Raw genomic sequence first — 22,505 nt, forward strand, 5'->3', positions numbered from 1 at the left:
GATTTCGTGGCCGCTTATTCGGCATGGCCAAATAAATAGCCATGCCTGCGATTGTTATTGTTCTGGCGGCCTTAGAGGTATTTCAACCAGTCATCGGTAAATTGGTCGATCTGTTTGTAAACATGTTCAAAGGCTTCCATGCTTTTACGGTAAGGGTCAGGTACGGCCTGATTCTGTGACCACTTGCCCAGTAAAAACGTTTTGCCGCTAACTTGCTGAGCAAGATCGGTAACACCTTTTATATGACGCTGTTCCATCACCAAAATTAAATCAGCTTTGAGCAGCATATCAGTGCTAAGTTGTCGGGCGCGGTGCGCCTCTGCGTCAACACCGTTGGCGGTGAGAAGTTGTCCTGCGCTGGGGTCGATGGGTTTGTCGACGAGCGCGCCAAGGCCGGCAGAGTGGACAATGACATTGGGTTTGTGAGCGAGTTTGTGTTTTAGCAAGTATTCGGCAGACGGGCTGCGGCAAATATTTCCAATGCATACCATCAAAATATTGTTGAACATGGGGTTTTTAGCCTGATTTGTTCCTTGAGTTGGCAATTTTCGCCTTAGCTGTCGCCTCGCGCAAGTAAATTGGCCATTTTTACGGTTCTGGTATTTGCTGTCTTGCCGCCGGTAGTGGAAAATACCGCCTCTTTGTTGCCCGCTAAAATTTCAGGAGCCACCGATGCCCTCTCGCAGTGATCTCGCTAACGCCATTCGCGCCCTTAGTATGGATGCCGTTCAGAAAGCCAATTCTGGTCACCCAGGTGCCCCAATGGGCATGGCAGATATTGCCGAAGTTTTATGGCGTGACTATTTGCAGCACAACCCAAGCAATCCATCTTGGGTTAACCGCGACCGTTTTGTGTTGTCTAACGGTCATGGCTCCATGCTTATTTATTCTTTGCTGCACCTTTCTGGTTACGATCTGTCGATTGAAGATTTGCAGCAGTTCCGTCAGCTGCATAGCCGCACGCCGGGCCATCCTGAATACGGTTACACGCCTGGAGTAGAAACCACTACCGGCCCATTGGGACAAGGTGTTGCCAATGCCGTAGGTATGGCGGTGGCCGAAAAAGTATTGGCTGCACAGTTTAACCGCGATGGTTTTGATATTGTCGATCATTACACCTACACCTTCCTTGGTGATGGCTGCATGATGGAAGGAATCTCCCACGAAGTGTGTTCACTGGCCGGAACTTTAGGTCTGGGTAAGCTGATTGCATTTTACGATGACAACGGTATTTCCATTGACGGTGAAGTTGAAGGTTGGTTCACCGATGACACCCCAGCTCGTTTTGAAGCTTACGGATGGCATGTGATTCCCGCCGTTGACGGTCACAACAGTGCAGAGATTGCGCGTGCTATTGAAGCGGCACGGGCAGAGTCAGATAAACCGACATTAATTTGCTGTAAAACCATTATTGGTAAAGGTTCACCTAATAAGCAAGGCAAAGAAGAAAGCCACGGCGCAGCATTGGGCGAGGCGGAAATTGCCCTGACTCGCGAAGCCTTGGGCTGGCCACATGCGCCGTTTGAAATCCCTGCTGACATCTATGATGGCTGGAATGCGCAAGATAAAGGTAAGGCGCTTGAAGGAGCGTGGGACGATGTCTTTGATGCCTATGCGGCAGAATACCCAGAATTGGCGGCGGAGTTTGGGCGCCGATCTGCGGGGGATTTACCGGCTGGTTTTGCTGAAAAGGCCAATGCCTATATTGCTCAGTGCCAAGCTGAATCTAAAGACGTGGCAACACGCAAAGCATCACAACTGTGCTTGGATGCCTACGGTGCCATGCTGCCAGAACTTCTAGGTGGCTCTGCCGACTTGGCAGGTTCAAATTTAACAATTTGGGGCGGAGCCAAAGCGATAGAGGCAAAAGACGCCAGCGGCAACTACCTGCATTACGGTGTTCGTGAATTCGGCATGTCAGCCATGATGAACGGTATTGCCCTGCATGGCGGCTTTATTAATTACGGTTCCACCTTCTTGGTGTTTATGGAATACGCACGTAATGCCGTGCGCATGGCCGCCATCATGGGCCAGCGGGTCATTCATATATACACCCACGATTCTATCGGCTTGGGCGAAGATGGCCCAACTCACCAGCCAATTGAGCAAATTGCGAGTTTGCGTGGCACGCCGAATATGTCTTTGTGGCGTCCCTGCGATATGACCGAGTCTGCGGTTGCCTGGAAAGCGGCGTTGGAGCGTGCTGATGGTCCAAGTGCCTTGATTTTCACACGCCAAGGTTTGCCGCACCAACAACGTGACGACATTCAGCTAGCCAATATTGCCCGTGGTGCTTATGTGCTCAGCGACTGTGACGGTGAGCCAGAAGCCATCATTATTGCAACCGGTTCAGAAGTGAAGCTGGCAATGGCTGCGCAAGAAGTACTGAGCGCTAAGGGCAAAAAAATCCGCGTTGTGTCTATGCCAAGCACTGATGTGTTTGATAGCCAAGACGGTGATTACCGTGAGTCGGTACTGCCAAGCAGTGTGCCAGCCCGGGTTGCAGTTGAAGCAGCACATCGCGATTACTGGTACAAATATGTTGGTTTGGACGGTCGTATTGTGGGTATGGATAGCTTCGGTGAGTCGGCGCCAGCAGCTGATTTATTCGAATATTTTGGTATCACTGCTAACGCTGTTGTAGAAGCCGTTGAGGATTGCCTAGACTAATGTTGCGACTGGCCATAAATGGGTACGGCCGAATAGGGCGCTGTGTATTGCGCGCCCTTTATGAGTCACCTTTGCGTGAAAAAATGCAAATTGTCGCCATTAATGAACCAGCAGATTTGGCGACAATAGCGCATTTAACACGGTTCGATAGTACCCATGGCCGCTTTCCCGGCGAGGTTGAGTTTCGTCATGGCACATTGGTGATTAATGGTGATGTCATTGCGGTAAGCCATGATGACGACATGGCCAATGTGGATTGGACTCGCCACAATATTGATGTCGTCCTCGAGTGTTCTGGTGTCATTAGCCGTTATGCCGAGCTAGAGGCCCATATTGAGCGCGGCGCTCGTCATGTATTATTGTCTCAACCTGGCGAGCCGGGTATTGCGACCATAGTGTATGGGCTCAATCATCAGGAGTTAGACCCTGAACAGCGCATCGTCTCCAACGCATCGTGCACTACAAATGGCATTGTGCCGGTGATCGACGTGCTGAATAAGGCGTTTGGGGTGCGCTCGGGTTGTATCACAACCATCCATTCAGCCATGAATGATCAGCCGGTATTGGATGCCTATCATCACACCGATTTACGAAAAACACGCGCCGCAGGGCTGTCGATGATCCCGGTTGATACCGGTTTGGCAGCGGGTATTGGGCGAATAATTCCTGAGCTTGATGGTCGTTTTGCAGCGCGGGCAGTGCGCATTCCAACTCATAATGTCTCGGCGATGGAATTAACGGTAAGCTTAAACGCCGACGTAAGTGTAGAAGATGTGAATGTGGCACTTAAAATGGCCGCGAGAGGGCGCTTGTCCGGCATTTTGGGGTATAGCGATGAACCGCTTGCGTCCTGTGATTTCAACCACGATCCACGCTCGGCGATAGTTGATGCGGGGCAAACACGGGTAACGGGCGAGTTGGTGAGCTTATTTACTTGGTTTGATAATGAGTGGGGTTATGCAAATCGGATGCTAGATGTGACGGCACATTGGTTGTCGTAGGCAGTGGGCAGCGCGAATCTTGCATGAAGAATATTGAGATTGGCGGCACGTGGGGTGTCGGCAACCTAGGTAATTAGTCTGGCCGATACGGCTAGTGGCTCTCGGGAAAATAGGGAATAGAACATGGCAGTAATTAAAATGCAGGATTTGGATCTGGCCGGCAAGCGAGTACTGATCCGAGAAGATCTTAACGTCCCCATTGCAGAAGGCAAAGTCAGTTCAGATGCGCGCTTGCGTGCTGCCTTGCCAACATTGAAGTTGGCGCTGGAGGCGGGTGCAAAAGTCATTGTTATGTCACATCTTGGCCGCCCGACAGAGGGTGAGTTTGATGAGCAATATTCATTAAAGCCCGTTGCAGAATATTTGAGTGAAGCATTGGGTGCGCCCGTTGCCTTACTCAATGACTGGCAAGAGGGTGTGACCCTTGAAAATGGCCAGCTCGCCCTGCTAGAAAATGTGCGTTTTAATGCTGGTGAAAAGAAAGACAGTGACGATTTAGCAAAAGCCTATGCGGCATTGTGTGATGTGTTTGTTATGGATGCCTTTGGCACGGCTCACCGTGCACAAGCATCGACCCACGGGGTTGCTAAATACGCACCTATTGCGTGTGCAGGGCCATTGTTGGCGAGTGAGTTAGATAATTTAGAACGCGCTCTGGCCAATCCCGCACGGCCTTTTGTGGCGATAGTCGGTGGCTCTAAAGTGTCGACCAAGCTCACGGTGTTGGAGACTTTATCTGATAAAGTAGACCAGTTGGTGGTCGGTGGTGGTATTGCCAATACCTTTCTTGCCGCCGCAGGGCACAATGTTGGCAAGTCATTATATGAAGAAGACCTGATTCCAAAAGCCAAGGCCTTAATGGAGAAGTGTCAAATTCCTATTCCGACCGATGTGATGACCGGGAAAAAATTCGACGCTAATGAGCCTGCAACGCTACGGCCAGTAGAAAATGTCGGCGATGACGATATGATTTTTGATATTGGTCCGGTGTCATCTGCTTGTCTTGCCGAAATACTGAAACAAGCTGGCACTATTATATGGAATGGCCCAGTAGGGGTATTCGAGTTTGACCAATTTGCAGATGGCACCGAGGACATCTCCCGTGCCATTGCCGAGTCTAGTGCATTTTCCATTGCGGGCGGGGGTGATACCCTAGCTGCTGTTGATAAATTTGGCATTGCTGATCAAGTGTCTTATATCTCGACCGGCGGCGGTGCATTTTTAGAATATGTAGAAGGTAAAACATTGCCAGCGGTGGCGATCTTAGAGGCACGAGCACAAAGCTAATTGATCTGAGCGTCGCAAATAAGGCTGGTTATAAGCACCAGTTCTTGGGCATCTAAATACATTTAGTAAAACTTAAAAGGAACTCACAATGGCACTTATCAGTCTGCGTCAAATGCTGGACCACGCGGCCGAGTATGGCTACGGCGTACCCGCATTTAATGTCAATAATTTGGAGCAAACTCGCGCAATTATGGAAGCCGCGCGTGAGACTAATAGTCCCGTGATCATGCAGGCTTCTGCCGGTGCGCGTAAATACGCTGGCGCACCTTTCCTGCGTCATATGATTCTGGCCGCCATTGAAGAATTTCCAGAAATACCCGTCGTTATGCACCAAGATCACGGCACTAGCCCAGCTATTTGCCAGCGCTCTATGCAGCTTGGTTTTAGTTCGGTGATGATGGATGGCTCATTATTAGAAGACGGCAAAACACCTGCTGAGTACGACTACAACGTCGATGTAACCCGTAAAGTTGTCGACATGGCGCATTCCTGCGGTGTTTCTGTTGAGGGTGAACTGGGTTGCCTAGGCTCACTTGAAACTGGACAAGCCGGAGAAGAAGACGGCGTGGGTGCAGAGGGCACATTATCTCACGAGCAAATGCTGACAGACCCAGAAGAAGCCGCAGATTTTGTTGCTAAAACTGGGGTGGACGCCCTCGCGATTGCCTGTGGTACAAGCCATGGCGCCTATAAATTCACTCGCCCACCTACTGGCGATATTCTTGCTATTGATCGTATTAAAGCGATCCATGCGCGCATTCCTGGCACTCATTTGGTCATGCACGGCAGTTCAAGTGTGCCTCAGGATTGGCTGGCGATTATCAATGAATACGGCGGTGAAATTCCTGAAACTTACGGGGTGCCCGTTGAGCAAATCGCCGAGGGAATTAAGCACGGTGTTCGCAAGGTCAATATTGATACCGACCTTCGCTTGGCATCTACCGGTGCGATTCGCCGCTTTATGGCGCAGAACCCGAGTGAGTTCGATCCGCGCAAATACCTGAAAGAAACCATCACAGAAATGAAGGCAATTTGTGTGGCACGCTACGAAGCGTTTGGCACCGCAGGTAACGCGTCAAAAATTAAACCAATGAGTTTAGAAGCCATGTATATGGAATATGACTCTGGTCGCTTAAATCCAAAAATTAAATAAGCTGTATTGAGTTAGAAAAAAGGCGCTCCTCATTATGAGGCGCGCCTTTTTTGTTTTCTGAACTGTGTGAAGAGCTAATGCGTTTACATTAATTCTTTCATCAGTGCTTGCAAGGCGGCTTCACGGTCACCGAGCAGATCTTGGTATTGGCTCAACATGTTCTTCTTATCTTGCAAACTTGCAATTTGTGGCCCGTAATCCGCACTGAGCTTAGCTTTGAGTTTGTCCTCTACCTCGCCAAGTTGCGCTTTCAATTCAGCCCCCAACACGTCACCTAATATGCTATCTAAGTTTGATTTAAGTTTGATAGCAGGGTCGTTCACGGTGCCGTTAACACTCAAATCCATCACCAATTTAGTAACGTCTTCCAGCGCTGCAGCAAGCAGGGTTGCGGTCTTGTTGTCGGTATTGCTAAGTAATAATTTTGCTTGATTGATCAAGCCCTCTACAGAGCCGCTGAGGTTGTCGCCATTGATTGAGAAATTGGCGGCAATATCGGCAATACCCTGCTCTAATTGCAAGGGGAGTTCTGGACTTTGCGACAGTGAAACACCAGATAGGGCTAACTGCTTTAGGCCCATATTAAAAACACTTTTAAGGGTGTCATTACGCTGATCAAAGATACCGTCGATAACAAGCTGTGACTTTTCTTCCATGCCACCGCTAAGCGCCATAGTAATCGGCTTGTTCCAGTAATCTTGCTTGTCGGTAACGTCGTTTATCTCACCTGAGTAAGCGAGTTTTTCACCGCCAATCACTTGATAGCCATCAATCAAAATCTTACGAATCAAAATATTGACCGGTAATTCCGCAGCGGGCTCGGTACTTACTGGAGCCTCTTCTTCTGCAGCCATATTACCCATGGTTTCTTGGTATAGGCTAAGGCCGCGTTGCACCATAGTGTTGACCTCATCGCCAAGTAGAAAGCGCAACATGCCTTCACTACCTTGGTCTAAGCCATATTTTGATAACATGCGTTTAGACTGGTTGGCGGGCAGTGTCGCGGCGCGCGAGCTCAGTGACTTTATTTCAGCGGAATCGTTTGATAAGTCTTCTTTTAAGTTATCAAACTGGCGGAGCTCTGCTTTTATGTCGTCACGTAATTCTTTGGCACCGGCAATGCGCTCGATGACATTTTTGTTTTTTAAATCATTCCAGCGTTGTTTGTATTGCTCAAACTGGGCTTGGTCTGGCACTTTTGCCGCTTTGTCCTGCCACTTTGATTCTAATTGACTAAAGCCATTTTGAATGTCGGTGACTTCGGCTTGGATGGTGGCCTTTTCTTCTGCGAGCAGGGCATCGGGGTCTGGCAGTGTGATAGTGGGCATACCACTGCTGCTGTCTTCTTCTTTAGGCGGTGGCATGCTGCCATCTAATGTACCGGGAGTGCTGCGTTCGGTGTACATTTGCAGACCGGATAAAAGCACTTCATCGGCAATGACCTGCATTTTAAGTAAGGCTTTGGCATCTACATCTGCAGAGATTTTTTCGCTCTGCAGTAAATTCCGCATGGGTTCCTGCGGGTTGGCGACAGTTAAACCGTTGAGCGCAACATGGGTGGGGTAGAAGCTGATATCGACACTGTCGACATTAACGCGGGCACCAACTTGTTTGCTGCCTTCGCGTTCAATCATAAACTTTGCGATGGGCTCTAGGGCAAATACGACGCCTGCTACTACTATGACGAGTAGGATCAGGACACCCTGAAAAATCCGTTTGAACATGAGACTGCTTCTCCAGATGTTGTGCGGTATTCACCACAAAGTGGATACCAACGATAATCATTTTGGTTACATTCTATCTTGTTAAGCTAATTATTGCGTTCAGGCGTGAGCATAAGCTGTTAATAATGATATTGAACACCGCCCTGCGGTTTTGACATTTATGCACGCGATAAGTGCAGTGGGTGGTGAGAAATGTTTCACCTTGCAGATTACACCGCCGTGAGTACATTTCCCCATAAGTTGACCTCACTTTGAACCATAAAATGGCCGAATTAAGGCTCTTGGGCGATGGAAATCCAAGCTCTCTGTAGTGGTCAACTAAAACTGGCCAACCCGTTCACGCCAGCGACGAGCTTGTTCACTAGAAGCGGGATCACTAATTCCGTAGATCGAAATCTAAGTTGTTGATTTCTTGAGGTATGGGTTTATGATCAGGAGAAGGGATTTAAGAAAAAATAGAGGTGACGCGTCTTGCTAACGCCGATAGTCAATTCCACGAAATACAATCAAGTGCATGATATCGCTAGGGTTTTTGGCGCCATTCTGAATTCGGGCCTGGAGATAGAGAGCCAAGGTGTTATAAGGCACCAGTCTTCATAATAATGCTGTTATATTTTTAGTTATAGCTCACAGGAGTCCCATTGGCTATTACAAATAAATCAATAAAACTACTATGGTCAAATGCGGCAGGAATATGTTCCTTTTCAGGTTGCGCTGAAAAGCTTTCTGTAGAGCAGGCCGCAGGAGTTGCACCTTATACGCTTGGAGAAATGGCTCATATAAAAGGAAATAAGCCAGGTTCAAATAGATATGACCAATCACAATCAAGCACTGAACGTGATAGTTATGAGAACTTAATACTATTATGTCCTACTCACCACACATTGATTGATAAAGAAGAGAATGAAGCAGAATACCCTGTAGATCTTCTCCTTGAAATGAAAAATCAACACGAGAGCTTTATTTCAAATAGACTTGGTGTAGAAAAATTTGAAAATACGGATCAGTTAAAAGATAAAATCTCAATTTATATGTCTGAAAATCATCAAGCATGGAACCAATATGGCCCACTGTCTGATAATGCCCGAAGAAACCCTAATAACGATCAAGTACACGCTCTATGGACCTCTGCTCGACTTTCCACAATCATTCCAAATAACCGTGAAGTGGTAAAAATATTACAGGAAAATAGAGAGTTATTTTCTAAGCTTGAACAACGAATTATTAGTAAATTTATAATGCATGTAGAGAGCTATGAAGCATGGGTCAATGATGATATTCCGTATCAAGCAGTTTTACGTTTTCCTACAGATTTTGAAGAATTAGTTTTTGGAGAAGAAGATGCCAGCACACAACGATAATTTTCCATGGATGAGCTATTACGGAAACTATAATTTTTTTGAACAACGTATGCGTGAGCATTCAAAAGTAAACACAATTGAGCGTGTTAACCCTAGTGTTTATAGCCTTGAACTGACTGATGGTCGCAGATTAAAAGTATTCATTTGTGAGTGCTACTCCTTTGATACTGCAGAATATGTAGAGTCATGTGAAAACTATGGACCATTACAAGCTGTAGTTATCAGTTCTAATTGGTGTGGTTATTCACTAGATGTTAAGCGTAATTGTATGTCTGATCAGGTTGGTGTGTATGATACCGCTGGATTCATGGCCGCTATAAACAAAAGGGAGTATTGGACTTACCTTACAGAGTATGAACGTGAACGATTTCAAGAAAATGGTTGGCTTTAAAATTGATGATATCTGTATATGGTTATGGTTCATATTTTAAAGGAAGCAGTCAATATAAAGACATAGACATCTTAATTACTCATATTTCAACTGACTATAACTCTTGCTTAGAAGTCATCGCATTGAAAAAGTCTATAGTCAATGAAATAGAAGGAGCTGATGTCACCATCCTTTCTTGTGTCGCTGAATCAGAATTTAACTTTATCCAGCAATCTAGAGCAATATTACTTTCTGAATTTTTGCAAAATACGAACAATCGGATTTTAACAGAGTTATTTGATAAAGTTCGTGGGTATAAAAATATAACAAGGCATTTAAACGGAACTAAAACAGTGGGTTAGGTTTCGCTTCGCTACACATTATAACCCACTATTTTAGTCCGCTTAATGCGGCGTTAACAGTACGTAAAGCACTAGTTCACCGCTCCTTTTCGGTCTGTTGACTGTAACTACAATGTAATTATAATTAAGGGATGAATCATCTGACCTTCGAATGGGATTCGGCCAAGGATGCCTCCAACCTTATGAAACATGGGGTATCTTTTAGCGAGGCCAAAACGGTATTCACTGATGAATTTGCCCGTTTAATTGCCGACCCAGACCATTCTGAGGATGAAGATCGATTCCTGCTTCTTGGAACAAGTATCAATTCTCGTCTATTAGTCGTTTGTCATTGCATCAGGGAAGGTGAAGTAATTCGGGTTATCTCAGCTCGAAAAGCGGATAAACGAGAACGTAAAGTATATGAAGGTTATCGAAATGCGTGATCACTACGATTTTTCAAAGTCCGTTAAAAATCCTTATGCTAAGAAACTTAAGAAGCAAGTCACTATTCGACTTGATGAAGACACAATTGAGTATTTTAAAAAGCTCGCCGACGACAAAGATATGCCTTACCAAAGTCTAATTAATCTTTATCTTAGGGACTGCGCGCAGTCGCATAAGGATTTAAAACTTGAGTGGAAGTAAAAACTGTTAACAAATCAAAGCAGTCGATGCGCGCTGCTGTTTGAGGCGTTGAGGCTTTAGAATTACTCCGCTCAGTGTCCGCTAACGATGGATTGTTTCCTTCAATTTACCTTGGCGATTGCCCGCTAATTTACCTATGCCGTCGTTTATGGCGCACGATAAAAGCACCTTACTATAAGTTGGCCACGGACCATTTTACCGGTGGCCAAAGTGGACATCTTGAGGGTGAATCAACACGTGTTGCGATTGAAATACACTATATAGCTTCCGGTGTCAGGGCTTTTTCGATAAGCAGCTTGAGCGGCTACTGCGCTCAAGTAGTTAATATTGTCCCAGAGTAACAGTGTTTGTAGTGGTGTTTCACGCCATAAGGAATAACGTCCCTGATATTGCCGGTCAATCGTGATCATACTGAGTCCCGCTGCTTGCTTGGCGAATTGTATTGGTTTTTGCAGGATGATATTTCGACCTTCTACCCTGACCGCCTCATTAATTTCGACGGTATCTTCATGCAGTAGTGCGCAGATGTCTCCCGCGTGGGGCGGGGTTTGTCTGCCGGCTGGCAGGCGCAGGTGTTGTGTTCCCTTTAATTGACAGCGCCAATATGACGGTTGCTGTATAAGCGGAATAGACTGGAATTGGACATTGCTGAGTGCATAGCTAATACACAGCGCTACGTTGGCAGTAGCTTGTACAATGTTGCCATTGGACAATTTTACTTGGCCGCTTAGCAGCTGACAGTCGCAGCGGCCACAATTGCCATTTCGACAGCTGCGAGTCACAGCTAGTCCCGCGGCAAGACATTGCTCAAGGAGTGTTTCGTCCTGATAAAGGGATAAGCTAAACGGCGGTGTTATGGTGCTGAGAGTGAGCACCGCTAAGCACCAAGATATTCAGCACGCAATCTGGGTAATAACTGTTTTAGCGCGAGCGCTCGGTGACTCATTTGATTCTTTTGCGCTTTATTGAGTTCTGCGGAGCTAAGATCTAGGTCGTTGACCAGAAAAAGTGGGTCGTAACCAAAGCCATTATTGCCGCGTGGCGAAGTAAGAATTGAGCCCTGCCAAAGGCCTTCGCATAGCAGGGGCGCGGGGTCGTCGGCATGGCGAACAAAGGCTAGAGCGCAGTGAAAGTGGGCGTTTCTATTTGTTTCACCGTCGAGCGCGGCTAATAATTTGGTATTGTTGTCGGCATCTTGGGCGTGCTCGCCAGCGTAACGGGCGGAGTAAATGCCCGGAGCTCCGCCGAGGGCGTCTACACAGAGTCCTGAATCATCAGCCAGCGCTGGGCAGCCGCTTTGCCGTGCGGCGTTGCGGGCTTTTAAAATGGCATTTTCGATAAAACTCAGGCCGTTTTCCTCGGCCTCTACCACATCAAAATCGGCTTGGCTGCGCAGCGTGATGCCTAGCTGGCCGAGTAAATCATTTAGTTCTTGTAGCTTGCCGCGATTACCGCTGGCCAAGACCACGGTGTTAGTGTCTGAATGTGTCATTGCTTATTCTTCTAAATACAGCATTTTGTTGAATTGGATATCGTAGCTGGGGCGATTATCGACACTGACTGATAATCGAAAGTCTTGGCGTTCGTCATTATCAAGCTCAAATTGGGCGATATAATAAATGGCATCCTGCTCGATGATTTCTTTAAATTCTAGCGGCGTGCGGTGAATGAGGTCGGAGCTGCTACCTTTGACATTGGCACGCACAGCAATATTGCTGGTGTCGAGCTGGCGGCGAACCGAAACATTGATAAGAAATTTATCGTCGCCACGAACAATGCCGTAACTTTTGGCAACCTGCGGGGTGAGAAAAGTGGTGTTCAATACATTGTAATGAACTGTGTCTTTGCCAAAGCTCGAACTCGTTGCGGTGGCTGAGTGAGCCTCTTGGGCGTGACTAGCCACACTGAACATAGCACTAAAGATCAGTGCAATTGTGGCGACATAGTTTGGTCGTTTTTTGAAGAGCATATGCGTTCCGCCGTTATTTACTAATGTGATAAACCGCTGTTACACCCAGTAAATTGGGGAAGCGGTTGGCAATGGGAGACTGGTTATTATCGGCACCAATAACGCTACTGTGTAGTATGCGTATGTGTTTTTCACTGCACAGCGCTTCAAAATCTTTCACCGTACAAAAGTGGATGTTTGGCGTGTCATACCAGGTATAGGGTAAAAATTTAGAGACTGGCATTTTGCCTTGATGACCCAAATACCAGCGGCTACGCCAGTGACCAAAATTGGGAAAGGTCACAATGCATTCACGACCAACGCGCAGCATTTCGTCAATTACCAAATGCGGATAGCGCAAGGTTTGTAGGGCGAGGGTCATAACGACCATGTCAAAGCTGTCGTCGCGGAAGTTGCCTAGGCCAACATTGAGGTCGTGTTCAATGACATTAACACCGCGAGCCAGCGCTTGAGTAATGTTTTTGGGGTCTATATCGAGACCAACGCCGGAGACATTTTTCTCTTTTGCCAGAGTTTCTAATAGCGTGCCGTCGCCACAGCCAAGGTCGAGCACGCGGCTGTCGGGTTTAATCCACGGCTGAATCAGGGTTAGGTCAAATCGCATGGCCAAGCTCCTGTTTGAGTCGTTTCATATAAGCGTGGAATACATCCATATAGCGGGGGATGGGAATCAGAAATGCGTCGTGACCGTGATCGGCTTTAATGACGCTGTAACTGACAGATTTGTTGGCGGCAACAAGGGCGTCGACGATCTCTCTAGAGCGCGCCGGTGCAAAGCGCCAATCGGTGGTGAAGGATACAACCATAAAGGCACACTTAGCGTGTTTAAAGGCTTCTACGGGATCGTCGTTATATTCTCGAGCTAAGTCGTAGTAGTCCAGCGCTTTTGTCATCAGCAAATAGGTGTTGGCATCAAAGCTACTGGAGAAGGCTTCGCCTTGATAGCGAAGATAACTTTCTACTTCAAATTCTATGGCGGTTTCGGCGCTGGCTCCAAGTGACAGATTGCCGGTTTTTAGTTCGCGGCCAAACTTTTGCTTCATGCCGTCTTCAGACAGGTAGGTGATATGACCAACCATTCTTGCCAGCCCCAATCCCTGTTTTGGCAGGGTGTTGTGCTCTAAATAGCGACCTTCGTGAAAGTTTGCATCGGAGGTGATGGCCTTTCTGGCAATTTCGTTAAACGCGATATTTTGCGCAGATAACTTCATGGCAGAGGCAATAACAATACAGTGGCGCAGGGCATCTGGGTATTCCAGCGCCCAGCGCATGGCCTGCATACCACCCAAGCTGCCGCCAATAATGGCTGCCCATTGGCTAATGCCAAAATGCTCCATCATTAGGTGTTGGCTTTCTACCCAGTCGCGACAGCGCAGCGGGGGGAAGTCTGGCCCCCAAGGCTTGCCTGTGTCGGGGTTAATCGAGGTTGGCCCCGTTGAGCCATGGCAGCCGCCAATATTATTAATACTGAGTACAAAGAATACATTGGTGTCGATGGGCTTGCCCGGCCCTATGCAGCTGTCCCACCAACCGGCTTTGCGGTCAGTTTCACTGTGTTTACCCGCCGCGTGGTGATGCCCACTTAAAGCATGGCAGATTAAAATCCCGTTTGATTTGTCGGCATTTAGCTCGCCGTAGGTTTCATAAACAATATCGTGCTCAGGCAGCGAGCGGCCACAGGCTAGCTCTAAGGGCTGGTCGAAGTGCAGTGTTTGCGGGGTAACGATACCCACGCTATCCGTATCTGCATTTGCTGAATTGGGTGGTGCTTGTTTCATTTGGACCGATATCCTTGTGAGCTGATGTTGTTGGAACCATCAGCGGCTTGAGCATGTGGTGCCGGCCGTTAAAACGGTCTTACATTGCTGATTTTATTACTGCCAGTGCCTTGGGTATTTTAAGTGGCGCTGAAATTTTAAGGGTTTTTTGCCGACTTTGCGCGCCGGCAGTGAGTTCAACTGCGTTTTTGCTAAGCCCAAATTCTTTGGCAATAAAGGCGATCAAGCCGGCATTGGCCTTGCCGTCACTTGCCGCTGCGCGAACCCGTATTTTTAATCTGTCGCCGTGCTGACCTGAAAACTCATTGCTGCTGGCACCCGGTTGAATATGGCAGAACAAGGTTAAGTTACCATTATGCCAACGATAAAATGTCGGCGTTTCCGCCATGACCTACAACCCCATAACGAGTACTGGGTGAAGGCCTGCGCTGGCAGCCACGTGGCGTAATAACACCTCGAGTACATTGATGCATAGAAACACTAAAATGGGAGACAGGTCTAGGCCACCCATTGATGGTAGTAATTTACGAAATGGCATCATCACCGGCTCGGTAATTTGATACAGAATTTGGGCGGCGGGATGGGCGCCGCCTTGGGCAATCCAGCTCATGATGATATTGCCGATGATGGCAAAGAAATATAAGTTTAATACCGCGCTACACAAACCAATGGCAGACCAAATAACAAGTTGTGCAGGATTGGGAAAGCCGCCGCTGTAAATTTTGAATAATAAGGCGATGCCAATACCTTGGGCGATAAAGGCTAGCAATAATGATGCGGTATCAATTTTGCCGACGCTGGGGATTATTTTACGTAGAGGAATAACCAGTGGGTTGGTTGCCTTAACCAAAAACTGGCAGATAGGGTTGTAAAAATCCGCGCGAACTAATTGAAGAATCAGCCGTAACAGGAACGCCATCATCGCTAAGCTAACGACGGTGTTTAATAGCATGGTAGTAATTTCAGCAGCAGCAGACATGCGGCTATTCCCCTTCTAGTTCAATGGCGAGTTCTTCGGCGCGGACTCGGGCACCGTCCAGTGCTTGTGCAAATAATTGGCGTAAGCCGCCTTCTTCTAATGTGTTGATGGCACGTTCGGTGGTGCCTTTTGGTGAGGTAACACGGCGTCTAAGCTCGGCGACGTCAACATCGCTAGCCATCGCCATTTGCGCGGCACCTAATGCGGTTTGCAAGGTGAGTTGTTTGGCAACATCATTGCTTAAACCCATGTCTCGCCCTGCGGCTTGCATGGCCTCCATAACTAAAAAGAAATAGGCTGGGCCACTGCCCGATACCGCGGTGACAGCGTCGAGTTGGCTTTCTTGCTCTACCCACAACGCGAGGCCGACGGCCTCTAAAATGGTGGTGGCTTGCTGGCGTTGTAGGTCGCTAACCTGGGTGTTGGCGTAGAGCGCGGTTGCGCCGCTGCGAACTAGGGCAGGCGTGTTGGGCATGCAGCGCACAATAGCGGGCGAGCCTCCTAGCCAATTGGCTAAGCTGTCACTCGTCACACCGGCAGCAATGGAGATGACCAAGGGCTGGTGTGTTTTAACCGCGTCAGCAATGTCGCTTGCGACCAGTTTCATAATTTGCGGTTTCACCGCCAGAATGACGACATTGACGTTGGCGATAAGCGCATTGTTGTCACTGCCCGTATTCACCGCAGCCACATCTTTAAGCTTAGCTAAGCTTTCGGTATTGGGATCGCTGGCCCATATTTTCTCAGCAGCGATGCCACTAGCTACCAGACCGCCGATAATACTGGACGCCATGTTTCCGCCGCCAATAAAACCAATTCGCATATCTTCCACGTTATATCCCCGTTAACTCAATGCCAGATCCACGTTATTAGGCCGTGGCTGGAAATTCCGCCGGCAAGTATATCAGTCTCTTTTTACAACTGGCAGTCGAAGCGGCTGAGTTCATGGCTTTGCTGTGGGGCGAGGCCCGAATATATCGCTGCCAATGCGTACGATTGTTGCCCCTTCTGCAATGGCTGACTCCATATCGCCAGACATGCCCATAGATAGCGTGTCTAGTGATGCCTGCGGGAAGGCATTTTTGAGGTCGGTAAGGATGTTTTCCAGTGCCGCAAAATTTTGTCGTTGCTCTTGGGCGTTAGAGGTTTGCACCGGAATGGCCATGAGCCCACGCAAAATAAGCCGAGGTTGCTTGAGGGCAAGGGCAGCCAGCTCTATGACGTCTGTGGCTGGGATGCCGGCTTTGCTCGACTCGTCATTCAGGTTAATTTGCAGGCAAACGTTTAAAGGGGGTAATTCCGCTGGGCGCTGATCGTTGAGTCGAGTGATGATTTTGGCGCGGTCAACACTGTGAACCCAGTCAAAATGGCTGGCAATGGCGCGGGTTTTGTTGGTCTGAATCGGGCCGATAAAGTGCCACTGTAATTCCGGAGATGTTAGCTGTCGTTGTTTGTCTAGGGCTTCTTGAAGGTAGTTTTCGCCTAGGTGGGTTAGCCCTGCGGCTATCGCTTCGGAAATTTCTGCCGCATTGCGGGTTTTGGTCACCGCCATGAGTATTGGTGGTGATTGGCGCTGATAAAGTTGGCAGGCAGCCTCTATACGTGCCTGAATTGCTGCTATATTGTTTTGTATATTGATTTGCGTGCTCATGATTAAAGTATGCCTTATGAGACCTTCTTGTCCATCGCCTTAGAATAAAACCTAGATTAAGTGTGGCGCGGCCTATAGTAACAGGCAATTGGCATCATTTTATGCTGTACGACCCACTACTGCGCGGTATACAGTTTTAGTCTTAGAGTTAGCTTTGCCGCTTAATTTGGCATACAAAGAATGCAGAGCCCGTCCGCTGAAACTTGTTTTGATGCCGCTTGAGGACTTTCATGGATATCACAGAATTACTCGCTTTTAGTGCCAAACAGAATGCATCTGACCTGCATTTGTCTGCAGGCTTGCCGCCGATGATTCGTGTTGACGGTGATGTGCGGCGTATTAATTTGCCACCGCTAGAGCATCGTGAAGTACACGCCTTAATTTATGAGATTATGAATGACCGCCAACGTCGCGATTACGAAGAGTTTTTAGAGACAGACTTTTCGTTTGAAGTGCCCGGCGTAGCCCGATTTAGGGTGAATGCCTTTAACCAGAACCGTGGCGCGGGTGCGGTTTTCCGTACCATTCCCTCTAAGGTATTGTCCTTGGAAGACCTTGGCATGGGGCAGGTTTTTAGAGATATTTCGATGATTCCGCGTGGTTTGGTGCTGGTCACAGGGCCAACGGGTTCGGGTAAATCAACAACCTTAGCGGCCATGATTGACTATATTAATGATAATAAATTTGATCATATATTGACGATTGAAGACCCTATTGAATTTGTTCACGAGTCCAAAAAATGCCTGCTGAACCAGCGCGAGGTTCACCGCGACACCCACGGTTTTAATGAGGCGCTGCGATCAGCCTTGCGTGAAGACCCCGATATTATCTTGGTTGGTGAATTGCGAGACCTTGAAACGATTCGCTTAGCACTCACTGCGGCAGAAACAGGGCATTTGGTCTTTGGTACATTGCATACCACGTCAGCAGCTAAAACCATTGACCGGGTTGTGGATGTGTTTCCAGGTGAAGAAAAGGCCATGGTGCGCTCAATGCTGTCGGAATCGCTGCAAGCGGTTATTTCACAAACGTTATTGAAGAAGCCGGGCGGTGGACGGGTTGCAGCCCATGAAATCATGATCGGTACGCCAGCCATTCGGAATTTAATTCGCGAAGATAAGATCGCCCAGATGTATTCAGCCATTCAGTCTGGCGCTGCAGTTGGCATGCAGACCATCGATCAGTGTTTGAAAGACCTACTGCAAAAACATTTAATTAATCGAGATGCGGCGCGCAGTAAAGCCCGTTTCCCTGAAAATTTTTAATGCTTCTCTAGTAGAGGCGTCAGGTTGAGGGTAAGACCTTGGAAATTGAAAAGTTACTAAGAATTATGCAGGAAAAAGGCGCCTCGGATTTGTTTATCTCTGCGGGCGTTGCACCTTCAATCAAGGTAAACGGACAGATGGTGCCGATGAGCAGCAATACCCTCAGCCCGGAAAAGGCCCGGGAGGTGGTGCTGGGGGTGATGAATGATCAACAGCGCCGGGAATTTGTTAGGGATAAAGAGTGTAATTTCGCCATTAGTTTACGCGGGATTGGCCGCTTCCGGGTAAGTGCGTTTTATCAGCGGAATTTGGTTGGTATGGTGCTGCGTAGAATAGAGATGAATATTCCAACCTCGGACTCACTCGGGCTGCCAGAGATTATCAAAGAGTTGGCGATGACCAAACGCGGTCTGATTATTTTTGTTGGCGCCACGGGTACCGGTAAGTCGACCTCATTGGCGTCAATGATTGGTCATCGCAATGAGAACTCTCGCGGTCATATTATTACGGTCGAAGACCCTATTGAATTTGTCCATCAGCACCGAGGTTGTATTGTTACCCAGCGTGAGGTGGGTATCGATACCGAGTCGTTTGAAGTGGCCCTTAAAAATATGCTGCGGCAGGCCCCCGACGTTATCATGATCGGTGAGGTTCGTACCCGTGAAGCCATGGAACAAGCCATTACGTTTGCGGAAACCGGCCATTTGTGTCTGTGTACCCTGCACGCGAATAACGCCAACCAAGCATTAGACCGCATTTTGCATTTCTTTCCGGGTGAGCGACACCAGCAGTTATGGATGGACCTGTCCTTGAATTTAAAAGCGATGGTGGCTCAGCAGTTGGTGCCAACTCGCGACGGTGAGGGTCGGCGTGCATGTGTAGAGATTTTATTGAATAGCCCGCTGGCCTCTGACCTAATTCGTAAAGGCGATGTGGCCGGTGTTAAAGATTTAATGAGGCAGTCTACCGAGCTGGGCATGCAAACCTTTGATCAGGCGCTTTACGATTTATATGTGAGCGGCGATATTACTTACGAAGATGCCATAGCACACGCTGACTCAGCCAATGATTTACGCTTATTGATTAAACTCGGTGCGGATAATAATCCAGAGCAAATGACGAAAATGGCGGGAGGCTTGACCATGGAGGACGAGGAGCCTGGTCACCCACCGTCGCGAGGCGGTTATTTGCGATAGCAGGCGCAATTTTAGGGCTCACGCATCCAGCTTTCTAATATTATCGCGGCACTGCGGCTGTCTATTGATTGGTTTTTAAAATCCCGGGAACCGGTGTCATCGATAATGTCGCCGCGCGCTTCAAAGCTGCTAAGACGTTCATCTGCAAAATGCACAGTAATACCAAAGCGGCCATGTATTCGGTTGCCAAATTTACGCGCCCGCAGAGACATCTCAGAGGTGCTGCCATCCATATTTAATGGCAGACCCACAATGACCGCATCTGGCTTCCAGTTAAGTAGCAGTGCCTCGATATCTTCCCAGCGTGGAATGCCGTCTTTGGCTTGCAGTGAGGCTTGCGGGCTGGCGGTTCCTGTCAGGGTTTGGCCCACGGCGCAGCCAATCCAGCGTAAACCAAAGTCAAAGCTGAGAAGTGTTTTTTCTTTGTGAGTCATTGCGTTGCGGGTTTCCTAAGCGTGGCCGCTATCCGGTGCAATTTGGGAAAAATGTATCCCAAGAATTGCCAGCGCGGCGTCAACTTTGTTTTCTGCCGATACGTCAAAGATAACATGTTCACTAGCGGGCACGGTTAACCATGTGCTCTCTTGCAGCTCTTCTTCGAGCTGGCCGGCATCCCAGCCGGCGTAGCCAAGAGCAATCAGGCTTTGACTCGGGCCGCGGTCGCGGGCGATGGCATCAAGAATGTCGAGTGAGGTTGTTAGGGTGACGCTGTCAGTGACGTTTACACTAGCTTCCCACTGCTGCTCATCACGGGGGTGTAAGACAAAGCCGCGATCGGTGTGAACCGGGCCGCCAGCGTATACAGGTTGGCGGTGGTTGTAGACATGGCCGTCAAAATCCAATTGTTCCAGAATTTCATCTACATCGATATCTAGGGGGCGATTGATAATAATCCCCATCGCCCCCTGTGCGTCATGCTCGCAGAGATAGGTGATGCTATGGCTAAAAAAACCGTCTTTGAGCGCAGGGAGTGCGATCAAAAAGTGATTTTTAAAGGATTGGAAGGAAGTGTCTGTCATGGTGCTAAGTATCGGTGAATTTAGCGCAAACACAAGCCGCTTAGCTATTTAATCAGTAAGATTAGCCTTGATCGGTTTTGAGTGACTGGCGCTCAAAGCGCCAAGTGCGAACAATCCCCAGGCGGTTCTTGCCGTCTAAAACGTCACTGGGAATGGCCTCGTAAGGGGCGGCTAAGCGCACAATACGGTGTGCTGCGCGGTCTAAAATGGCATTGCCAGAACTACTCAAAATACGAACTTCGTCAATGCTGCCGTCGGGCATTAACATCAATAATAAACGGAGCTCGCCTTCTATGCCTTGTGAGCGGGCATCATCGGGGTAATGCGCGTTACCAATGGCTTCGACTTTCTTTTCCCAGCGATTTAAATATAAGGCATCTGGGGAACCCTTGGTGGCAACAGAGGTAATAAATTTTGGCCGAGGCATGCGGGCGTAATTTTGATTCAGCTTTTCTAGTTGAGCTTCTAGTGCAGAAATATTGTCACTGAGTTGGCTGTTGGCGTCGCTGCCATCCCATTGTTGCTGCTGGTGAATCATCTGGGTTTGCTGTGGGGTTGTGCGGCGGTTTGCTGCAGTGGTGGTGCTGAGTAATGATGCCGCGGGTGTATCTGGGGCTGATTTAGCTAGCTTTAATACTTTATCGTTTTGAATGTCGTTGTTGTGAAAGGCGCTTTCGCTTGTGGTGCTGAGTTCGGCTTTTTCTTTTAAGAGACCGCTGCCAACTTGGTCGTATTGGGCTAAGTAATCGGCCTTGTCCGGCGCGGTATTACTCTGATATTGGGCAAGGGTGATATCTAGGCTGGGTAATTTGATGCTCATCTCTGGCTGAGTAAAGGTAATACCCAAGATCAGCGCGAGATGCATTGCTGTTGCTACGATAATAATAAAGCCCAGCCTTTGCGGCTGGACTTGTTCTTCGGCAAAGGGAGGCGCCGTTGCTGTCATTGCATACTCGGGGTTGCATTGGCGAGTTTAGCGGCAATGCAATCCATAAGTTGGCCGGCTATGTCGGTGCCGAATTGGTTGTCAATTTCGCGAATGCAGGTTGGGCTGGTGACGTTAATTTCAGTCAAGGCGTCGCCTATAATATCTAAGCCGACAAACAATAAGCCTTTTTCTCGTGCGACAGGGCCAACGGCCGCGGCTATGCGCCGGTCTGAGTCGCTAAGGGCCTGAGCTCGACCGGTACCGCCTGCGGCGAGATTGCCCCTGGTTTCGCCTTTGGCTGGAATGCGGGCAAGACAGTAGGGAGCGGGCTCGCCGTCGATGAGTAATATTCGTTTATCGCCGTCACGAATTTCAGGTAGGTATACCTGGGCCATAATGGTGGTTTGGCCGTGGTTGGTTAATGTCTCTAGGATTACGCCAACATTTGGATCGTCGGGTTTCAGCCGGAAAATAGAGCTTCCCCCCATGCCGTCTAAGGGTTTCATAATGACATCGCCATGTTCGGCGTGGAAGGCCCGTAAACGCGTTTGATCGCGGCTGACAAGATGGGTGGGGCCACACTCTGGGAACTGCAGTGCAAATAACTTTTCATTGCAGTCACGTAAGCTGCTAGGCCTATTCACTACCCAAGCACCTTGACGATCAGCGAGCTCTAAAATATGCGTGGCATAGAGAAACTCATTATCGAACGGCGGATCTTTACGCATCAGAATGACATCGAGATCACCAAGACGAGTTTCACTTTTATCGCTAAGTTCGTAAAAGTGGTCGGGATTTCTGAATACGGCTAGGGATTGGGTTGATGCCCAAGCTTCACCTGCACTGACATAAAGGTCGGCTGGTGTCATATAGCTTATTTGCCAGTTGCGCTCTGCTGCTGCCCATAACATGGCCAATGTTGAATCTTTCTTGTAAGTGATGCGTTCGATGGGGTCCATCACAACGCCAAGACGTATAGTCATTTTGTTACCTGTGTCTAAAACTTGGCAAGCAGGCGTTGTTCTGTGCCTGTGCTGTGCTAATAATTGCTCGACTCTTATTTAACGACTCTGCCACTCTTTAGTGTGTTGTACGCGATGAATTTGGTCTTTTATATCTGTGCAAGCACATATATTAGCCATTTCGCTTTGCCAGAGTGTGAATG

26 protein-coding genes are annotated in these 22,505 nt (G+C 48.3%); 11 read left to right on the top strand and 15 right to left on the bottom strand.

Annotation, left to right across the window (positions count from 1 at the left end; all coding sequences use genetic code 11):
- Positions 1–71: 71 nt before the first annotated feature.
- Positions 72–509, bottom strand: a complete 438-nt coding sequence (locus AELLOGFF_RS14500; RefSeq protein WP_159269615.1) for a low molecular weight protein-tyrosine-phosphatase — start codon at positions 507–509, stop codon at positions 72–74.
- Between the two features lie 163 nt (positions 510–672).
- On the opposite strand from AELLOGFF_RS14500, the gene tkt reads away from it, so the two are divergent.
- The 4 genes from tkt to fba all read left to right on the top strand — a co-directional run bounded on the left by tkt (position 673) and on the right by fba (position 6,111).
- Complete coding sequence (tkt, locus tag AELLOGFF_RS14505; RefSeq protein WP_159269616.1) at positions 673–2,670, top strand: transketolase; 1,998 nt, start codon at positions 673–675, stop codon at positions 2,668–2,670.
- The gene (locus tag AELLOGFF_RS14510; protein WP_159269617.1) at positions 2,670–3,671 is read left to right on the top strand and encodes a type I glyceraldehyde-3-phosphate dehydrogenase; all 1,002 of its coding nucleotides are present in this window, start codon (positions 2,670–2,672) and stop codon (positions 3,669–3,671) included. Before tkt ends, AELLOGFF_RS14510 begins: the two co-directional genes overlap by 1 nt.
- 123 nt (positions 3,672–3,794) lie before the next feature.
- Positions 3,795–4,958: a phosphoglycerate kinase gene (locus AELLOGFF_RS14515; protein ID WP_159269618.1), complete on the top strand. Its 1,164-nt coding sequence runs from the start codon at positions 3,795–3,797 to the stop codon at positions 4,956–4,958.
- 88 nt (positions 4,959–5,046) lie between these two features.
- On the top strand, positions 5,047–6,111 hold the full coding sequence (gene fba, locus AELLOGFF_RS14520) for a class II fructose-bisphosphate aldolase (RefSeq protein WP_159269619.1): 1,065 nt from the start codon (positions 5,047–5,049) through the stop codon (positions 6,109–6,111).
- An 83-nt stretch (positions 6,112–6,194) separates the two neighbouring features.
- On the opposite strand, the gene AELLOGFF_RS14525 is transcribed toward fba, so the two are convergent.
- Positions 6,195–7,835 (bottom strand): TIGR03545 family protein, encoded by a 1,641-nt coding sequence (locus AELLOGFF_RS14525; RefSeq protein ID WP_159269620.1) that lies wholly within the window; start codon positions 7,833–7,835, stop codon positions 6,195–6,197.
- 641 nt (positions 7,836–8,476) lie between these two features.
- On the opposite strand from AELLOGFF_RS14525, the gene AELLOGFF_RS14530 reads away from it, so the two are divergent.
- The 5 genes from AELLOGFF_RS14530 (at position 8,477) to AELLOGFF_RS14550 (ending at position 10,555) form a co-directional block, all read left to right on the top strand.
- Positions 8,477–9,196 (top strand): HNH endonuclease signature motif containing protein, encoded by a 720-nt coding sequence (locus AELLOGFF_RS14530; protein ID WP_159269621.1) that lies wholly within the window; start codon positions 8,477–8,479, stop codon positions 9,194–9,196.
- Positions 9,177–9,587, top strand: a complete 411-nt coding sequence (locus AELLOGFF_RS14535) for a hypothetical protein (RefSeq protein WP_159269622.1) — start codon at positions 9,177–9,179, stop codon at positions 9,585–9,587. The genes AELLOGFF_RS14530 and AELLOGFF_RS14535 overlap by 20 nt, the downstream gene beginning before the upstream one ends.
- Positions 9,578–9,928 carry a hypothetical protein gene (locus AELLOGFF_RS14540; RefSeq protein WP_200842738.1) on the top strand — a complete coding sequence of 117 codons (351 nt, stop codon included), beginning with the start codon at positions 9,578–9,580 and terminating at the stop codon, positions 9,926–9,928. The genes AELLOGFF_RS14535 and AELLOGFF_RS14540 overlap by 10 nt, the downstream gene beginning before the upstream one ends.
- 131 nt (positions 9,929–10,059) lie before the next feature.
- Positions 10,060–10,353 carry a BrnT family toxin gene (locus tag AELLOGFF_RS14545; protein WP_159269623.1) on the top strand — a complete coding sequence of 98 codons (294 nt, stop codon included), beginning with the start codon at positions 10,060–10,062 and terminating at the stop codon, positions 10,351–10,353.
- Positions 10,346–10,555: a BrnA antitoxin family protein gene (locus AELLOGFF_RS14550; RefSeq protein ID WP_159269624.1), complete on the top strand. Its 210-nt coding sequence runs from the start codon at positions 10,346–10,348 to the stop codon at positions 10,553–10,555. Before AELLOGFF_RS14545 ends, AELLOGFF_RS14550 begins: the two co-directional genes overlap by 8 nt.
- A 230-nt stretch (positions 10,556–10,785) precedes the next feature.
- Here AELLOGFF_RS14550 and AELLOGFF_RS14555 read toward each other — a convergent pair whose 3' ends face one another.
- The 9 genes from AELLOGFF_RS14555 to AELLOGFF_RS14595 form a co-directional block, all read right to left on the bottom strand.
- Positions 10,786–11,430: a 2Fe-2S iron-sulfur cluster-binding protein gene (locus AELLOGFF_RS14555; RefSeq protein WP_159269625.1), complete on the bottom strand. Its 645-nt coding sequence runs from the start codon at positions 11,428–11,430 to the stop codon at positions 10,786–10,788.
- A 2-nt stretch (positions 11,431–11,432) separates the two neighbouring features.
- Entirely contained in the window at positions 11,433–12,047 is a 615-nt protein-coding gene (rdgB, locus tag AELLOGFF_RS14560; protein ID WP_159269626.1) for an RdgB/HAM1 family non-canonical purine NTP pyrophosphatase, read from the bottom strand.
- A 3-nt stretch (positions 12,048–12,050) separates the two neighbouring features.
- Complete coding sequence (locus AELLOGFF_RS14565; protein WP_159269627.1) at positions 12,051–12,524, bottom strand: DUF4426 domain-containing protein; 474 nt, start codon at positions 12,522–12,524, stop codon at positions 12,051–12,053.
- Positions 12,525–12,537: 13 nt separating this feature from the next.
- A complete protein-coding gene (metW, locus tag AELLOGFF_RS14570; RefSeq protein ID WP_200842741.1) occupies positions 12,538–13,128 on the bottom strand; it encodes a methionine biosynthesis protein MetW in 591 nt (196 codons plus the stop codon).
- The gene (metX, locus tag AELLOGFF_RS14575; protein ID WP_159269629.1) at positions 13,118–14,302 is read right to left on the bottom strand and encodes a homoserine O-succinyltransferase MetX; all 1,185 of its coding nucleotides are present in this window, start codon (positions 14,300–14,302) and stop codon (positions 13,118–13,120) included. Before metX ends, metW begins: the two co-directional genes overlap by 11 nt.
- A 79-nt stretch (positions 14,303–14,381) precedes the next feature.
- Complete coding sequence (locus AELLOGFF_RS14580; protein ID WP_159269630.1) at positions 14,382–14,690, bottom strand: DUF167 domain-containing protein; 309 nt, start codon at positions 14,688–14,690, stop codon at positions 14,382–14,384.
- Between the two features lie 3 nt (positions 14,691–14,693).
- On the bottom strand, positions 14,694–15,281 hold the full coding sequence (locus tag AELLOGFF_RS14585) for a YggT family protein (protein WP_159269631.1): 588 nt from the start codon (positions 15,279–15,281) through the stop codon (positions 14,694–14,696).
- Positions 15,282–15,285: 4 nt separating this feature from the next.
- Positions 15,286–16,104 carry a pyrroline-5-carboxylate reductase gene (gene proC, locus AELLOGFF_RS14590; RefSeq protein ID WP_200842749.1) on the bottom strand — a complete coding sequence of 273 codons (819 nt, stop codon included), beginning with the start codon at positions 16,102–16,104 and terminating at the stop codon, positions 15,286–15,288.
- 120 nt (positions 16,105–16,224) lie between these two features.
- Positions 16,225–16,932, bottom strand: coding sequence for a YggS family pyridoxal phosphate-dependent enzyme (locus AELLOGFF_RS14595; RefSeq protein WP_159269633.1), 708 nt, complete (start codon positions 16,930–16,932; stop codon positions 16,225–16,227).
- A gap of 230 nt (positions 16,933–17,162) precedes the next feature.
- Here AELLOGFF_RS14595 and AELLOGFF_RS14600 point away from each other — a divergent pair, with 230 nt between their 5' ends.
- A complete protein-coding gene (locus AELLOGFF_RS14600) occupies positions 17,163–18,197 on the top strand; it encodes a type IV pilus twitching motility protein PilT (RefSeq protein WP_159269634.1) in 1,035 nt (344 codons plus the stop codon).
- A 38-nt stretch (positions 18,198–18,235) separates the two neighbouring features.
- Complete coding sequence (locus AELLOGFF_RS14605; RefSeq protein ID WP_159269635.1) at positions 18,236–19,393, top strand: PilT/PilU family type 4a pilus ATPase; 1,158 nt, start codon at positions 18,236–18,238, stop codon at positions 19,391–19,393.
- A gap of 11 nt (positions 19,394–19,404) precedes the next feature.
- Here the strand turns inward: AELLOGFF_RS14605 and ruvX are convergent, their stop codons facing one another.
- The 4 genes from ruvX to gshB all read right to left on the bottom strand — a co-directional run bounded on the left by ruvX (position 19,405) and on the right by gshB (position 22,323).
- Positions 19,405–19,827 (bottom strand): Holliday junction resolvase RuvX, encoded by a 423-nt coding sequence (ruvX, locus tag AELLOGFF_RS14610; protein ID WP_159269636.1) that lies wholly within the window; start codon positions 19,825–19,827, stop codon positions 19,405–19,407.
- A gap of 15 nt (positions 19,828–19,842) precedes the next feature.
- Positions 19,843–20,412, bottom strand: coding sequence for a YqgE/AlgH family protein (locus tag AELLOGFF_RS14615; RefSeq protein WP_159269637.1), 570 nt, complete (start codon positions 20,410–20,412; stop codon positions 19,843–19,845).
- A 61-nt stretch (positions 20,413–20,473) separates the two neighbouring features.
- A complete protein-coding gene (locus AELLOGFF_RS14620; protein ID WP_159269638.1) occupies positions 20,474–21,358 on the bottom strand; it encodes an energy transducer TonB in 885 nt (294 codons plus the stop codon).
- Entirely contained in the window at positions 21,355–22,323 is a 969-nt protein-coding gene (gene gshB, locus AELLOGFF_RS14625; RefSeq protein WP_159269639.1) for a glutathione synthase, read from the bottom strand. The genes AELLOGFF_RS14620 and gshB overlap by 4 nt, the downstream gene beginning before the upstream one ends.
- Positions 22,324–22,505: the final 182 nt, after the last annotated feature.

Source organism: Zhongshania aliphaticivorans (genome assembly GCF_902705875.1).
Lineage (GTDB): Bacteria > Pseudomonadota > Gammaproteobacteria > Pseudomonadales > Spongiibacteraceae > Spongiibacter > Spongiibacter aliphaticivorans_A.

Coding starts and splice junctions, on each gene's coding strand:
- ruvX (WP_159269636.1), bottom strand. CDS start 19,827: ATGACTCACAAAGAAAAAACACTTCTCAGCTTTGACTTTGGTTTACGC.
- tkt (WP_159269616.1), top strand. CDS start 673: ATGCCCTCTCGCAGTGATCTCGCTAACGCCATTCGCGCCCTTAGTATG.
- fba (WP_159269619.1), top strand. CDS start 5,047: ATGGCACTTATCAGTCTGCGTCAAATGCTGGACCACGCGGCCGAGTAT.
- gshB (WP_159269639.1), bottom strand. CDS start 22,323: ATGACTATACGTCTTGGCGTTGTGATGGACCCCATCGAACGCATCACT.
- metX (WP_159269629.1), bottom strand. CDS start 14,302: ATGAAACAAGCACCACCCAATTCAGCAAATGCAGATACGGATAGCGTG.
- AELLOGFF_RS14565 (WP_159269627.1), bottom strand. CDS start 12,524: ATGCTCTTCAAAAAACGACCAAACTATGTCGCCACAATTGCACTGATC.
- AELLOGFF_RS14585 (WP_159269631.1), bottom strand. CDS start 15,281: ATGTCTGCTGCTGCTGAAATTACTACCATGCTATTAAACACCGTCGTT.
- AELLOGFF_RS14510 (WP_159269617.1), top strand. CDS start 2,670: ATGTTGCGACTGGCCATAAATGGGTACGGCCGAATAGGGCGCTGTGTA.
- AELLOGFF_RS14545 (WP_159269623.1), top strand. CDS start 10,060: ATGAATCATCTGACCTTCGAATGGGATTCGGCCAAGGATGCCTCCAAC.
- proC (WP_200842749.1), bottom strand. CDS start 16,104: ATGCGAATTGGTTTTATTGGCGGCGGAAACATGGCGTCCAGTATTATC.
- metW (WP_200842741.1), bottom strand. CDS start 13,128: ATGCGATTTGACCTAACCCTGATTCAGCCGTGGATTAAACCCGACAGC.
- AELLOGFF_RS14600 (WP_159269634.1), top strand. CDS start 17,163: ATGGATATCACAGAATTACTCGCTTTTAGTGCCAAACAGAATGCATCT.
- AELLOGFF_RS14615 (WP_159269637.1), bottom strand. CDS start 20,412: ATGACAGACACTTCCTTCCAATCCTTTAAAAATCACTTTTTGATCGCA.
- AELLOGFF_RS14595 (WP_159269633.1), bottom strand. CDS start 16,932: ATGAGCACGCAAATCAATATACAAAACAATATAGCAGCAATTCAGGCA.
- AELLOGFF_RS14515 (WP_159269618.1), top strand. CDS start 3,795: ATGGCAGTAATTAAAATGCAGGATTTGGATCTGGCCGGCAAGCGAGTA.
- AELLOGFF_RS14550 (WP_159269624.1), top strand. CDS start 10,346: ATGCGTGATCACTACGATTTTTCAAAGTCCGTTAAAAATCCTTATGCT.
- AELLOGFF_RS14535 (WP_159269622.1), top strand. CDS start 9,177: ATGCCAGCACACAACGATAATTTTCCATGGATGAGCTATTACGGAAAC.
- AELLOGFF_RS14500 (WP_159269615.1), bottom strand. CDS start 509: ATGTTCAACAATATTTTGATGGTATGCATTGGAAATATTTGCCGCAGC.
- AELLOGFF_RS14525 (WP_159269620.1), bottom strand. CDS start 7,835: ATGTTCAAACGGATTTTTCAGGGTGTCCTGATCCTACTCGTCATAGTA.
- rdgB (WP_159269626.1), bottom strand. CDS start 12,047: ATGACACATTCAGACACTAACACCGTGGTCTTGGCCAGCGGTAATCGC.
- AELLOGFF_RS14580 (WP_159269630.1), bottom strand. CDS start 14,690: ATGGCGGAAACGCCGACATTTTATCGTTGGCATAATGGTAACTTAACC.
- AELLOGFF_RS14620 (WP_159269638.1), bottom strand. CDS start 21,358: ATGACAGCAACGGCGCCTCCCTTTGCCGAAGAACAAGTCCAGCCGCAA.